We start from the raw sequence: 3,309 nt of genomic DNA on the forward strand, positions 1-3,309 counted from the left end.
CTCCACCACGACCACAGTTCCCTGCCCCGTGAGAAAAGCCGCCTTGACCGCCGCGCCCGGGTAAATGCGCTGGACCGCCGCGCGGTAAGCCTGCAGCTGTGCGACCAGGGCGGGCTGCCGCTGTGGCGCGACGGCCGATTTGTAGTCGAGCACCCACCAGTGGCCTTCATGGCCGGCGTCCTTGCGCTGCACCAGGCGGTCCAGCCGCAGCGCCTGGCCGGCGTAGACCAGGTCGACCTCGTTGCCCTGCCAGGCCAGCACCTCGGGCCGCCAGGCCCAGGCGCCCTCACCTGCCAGGATGCGGCCGGCCAGCGCGGCCGACTGCGCGGCCTGGGCCGGGCTCAACCTGAATTCGCGGGCCACGGCCGCCACCTGCTCGGGCGACAGCGCGCCGCCCCATTCGAGCAATCGGTGCATGCCCTTGCCTATGCGTGCTTTCAGGGAATCCTCATCCACATGCCCGGAAGCAGGCGGCTCGGGCATCAGGCTTTCGGGCAGCTCCCGCAGTTCGGGCAGGTAGAACACGCCGGCATCCGCCGCCTCAGGGCGCAGGCCGGCGCTTTCGTCGGCCACGGGCGCGGGCAGTTCGCCCAGCAAGCCCTGCAGGCGCTGCCACCAGCTTTCGGTGGTGGCGCGGTAGGGTTCTATGGACGAGATGACCAGGGTGTGGCGGGCACGCGTGAGGGCCACGTACAACGCATTGAGCTCTTCGCGCTTGCGCGCGGCCTGCTCGGCGGCCAAGGCCTCGGCGGCACAGGCCGGCGGCCGGCTTTCGCTGACCAGGAACACAAACTTGCGTGGCTCGGTGGCCTCGCCGGGCCAGTCGACCAGCACGCCCATGCTGTCGGCATTGCGCTCGACGGTGTCGGTGTCCAGCAGCAGCACTGCATCGGCCTCCAGGCCCTTGGCGCCGTGGATGGTCAAGAGGCGCACCGCCTCGCTGCTGACGGTGGCCGGCGCCTGCGTGCCGCCGGCCTTGAGGGCGCGCACAAAACCATAGGGCGTGGCGTAGCGGCCGCCGTCCAATTCGAGCGACACACCGAGCAGCGCGCGCAAATTGGCCAGCACCGCGCCGCGCTGCGCGGCAGGCGCGGCGGCGCCAAAGCGGGCCAACACGTCGCCGTCGTCATAAATGCCTTGCAATGCGTCGTGCGGCGGCAGGCTGTCGAGCCAGCTCTTCCAGCGCGCGAGTATCTCGCCCAGGCCCTGCAGTTCGGGCGTCAGCAGTTCTTCCTTCTGCAGCAGCGCGTACCAGGGCGCGCCGTGTTCGCGCTGCAGCAGCGCGAGTTGCACCAGCTCGTTGTCGGCCAGGCCGAAGAGCGGCGAGCGCAGCGCGCGCGCCAGGGACAAATCATGTTGCGTCGAAACCAGCACGTCGAGCAGCGCCACCATGTCGAGCACTTCGCAGCAGTCAATGAGTTCTGTTTTTTCGCCGACCTGGGCGGGAATGTGCAGGGCCCGCAGTTCGTCCTGCAGCGGCAAGAGGCCTGCGCGTTTGCGCGACAGCACCATCACGTCCTGGGGCCGCAGCCCGCCGGCGATCTGCTCTGATATCCATGCTGCAGCCTGCCGGGCCTCCCGCGTGCGCAGGGTTTCTTCGGGCAGTTCACGCGGCATGGTCAGGCTGTCGCGCCAGCCGGCGGCCAGCGGCGAGGCTTCTTCTTCGTCCTTGTTGCGCGGGATAGCCGGCAACCTGCCCACGGCGCCGGCCAGGCCCGAGGCTGTGGTGTGCTCGCGAAAACCGTCATAACCGTCGGCCTCGCGCGCCGTGGCCATGGCGGCGTTGACGGTGTCTATGACGGCTTCGGCGTTGCGGCGCGTGTGGTCGCAACTGAGCAGATCACCGCCCAGGCCGTGCACCACAAAAGCCTGCGCGGCGCGGAACACCTGCGGCTCGGCGCGGCGGAAACGGTAAATGCTTTGTTTCGGGTCGCCCACCAGGAACACGCTGGGGGCCGTGCCCGCGCCCGAATAGCCGATGAGCCAGGCATACAGGGCCTGCCACTGCAGCGGGTTGGTGTCCTGGAACTCGTCGATCATCAGGTGGCGTATGCGCGCGTCCAGGCGCTCCTGCACCCAGCCCGACAGCACAGGGTCGGCCAGCATCAGCAGCGCGGCGCGTTCGACGTCGTTCATGTCGACCCAGCCGCGTTCACGCTTGAGGGCGGTGAACTGCGCGATCAACACGCGGGTCAGGCGCGCCAGGCACTGCTGGTATTGCCAGGCGTCGTGTTGCTGGCGGGCGGCGGCCACGCGCAGCACCAGGTCCTGGGCGATGCGCACCTGTTCGATGCCGATGATTTTTTCGCCGAACTTGCGCGGCGTGCCTTTTTCGGTCAGCAGGGCCGCGATGGCGGCCGGGATATCGCCCGCCGTCAGCGCCTGCTCCAGCTCCACCCCCTTGGCCGAAAAAGTCGGCGCGCTGGCGCGGCCCAGCGCAATGGCGGCGTCCCTCAAGGTCTGCCGGTGGAAACGGTTGCTGCTAAGCAGCTCTTCGGGTTCGTCGAGGCCGCCGAATTCGGTGAACTGCGCCGTGAAGGGCTGCACCGAGGCGGCGATCACGCCTTTTTCATCGGCCAGCGTGAACTCGGTGCGCTTATCGAGCGCGGCCTGCAGCGCCTTGTCGGCCTGGAAGCGGCCGTGCGCGAGCACCACGGCCTCGAAGTCGGACTTGAGCGCGGCATCGGCCGCGACCGCCGCGTAAAACCGCCGCCAGACCAACGCGCGCGCGGGCGCGTCGTCTTCCAGCAGTTCGTAGTTGACGGGCAGCTCGAGCCGCTGCAGCACCGCGACCGGCGCGCTGCGCAGCAAGGCGGCGAACCAGCTGTGGAAGGTGCGTATCTGCACGGAGCGCCCGCTGGCCAGAATGGAGCGGTAGAGGCTGGACAGTTGCTCGCGCAGCTGCTGCGCGGCGTTGCGGCCCTTGGCGCTGCCGATGTCCAGCCGTACGCCGCGCATTTCAAGCTCGCGCTGCAGGGTGGCGTCGTCGGCATGGGCGAAGGCCTTGAGCCAGTCGTCCAGGCGCTCACGCATTTCGCCGGCGGCTTTTTTGGTGAAGGTGATAGCCAGGATCTCATGCGGCAAGACCTGCTGCCCGGGCGCGGCGGTGGCGCCGTCCAGCAGGGCGCGCACGATGCGCGAGACCAGCATCCAGGTCTTGCCGGCGCCGGCGCAGGCCTCGACCGCAACGCTGCGGCGCGGGTCGCAGGCAATCGCGTAAAACGCATCGGCCGAGACCGGCTCGCCGTTGCATTCGTAGGCGGCGGCGTGGGCGATCAAGGTGTTGGGTGGTGAGGTCATGCGCCCTCC

1 protein-coding gene is annotated in these 3,309 nt (G+C 69.1%); it reads right to left on the bottom strand.

Annotated elements, in window-relative coordinates:
- A partial coding sequence (locus tag AC1D0P_RS23550) for a UvrD-helicase domain-containing protein (protein WP_477678956.1) occupies positions 1 to 3,300 on the bottom strand: 3,300 nt, incomplete at its 3' end.
- Positions 3,301 to 3,309: the final 9 nt, after the last annotated feature.

This window comes from Polaromonas sp. P1_G2 (genome assembly GCF_056405515.1).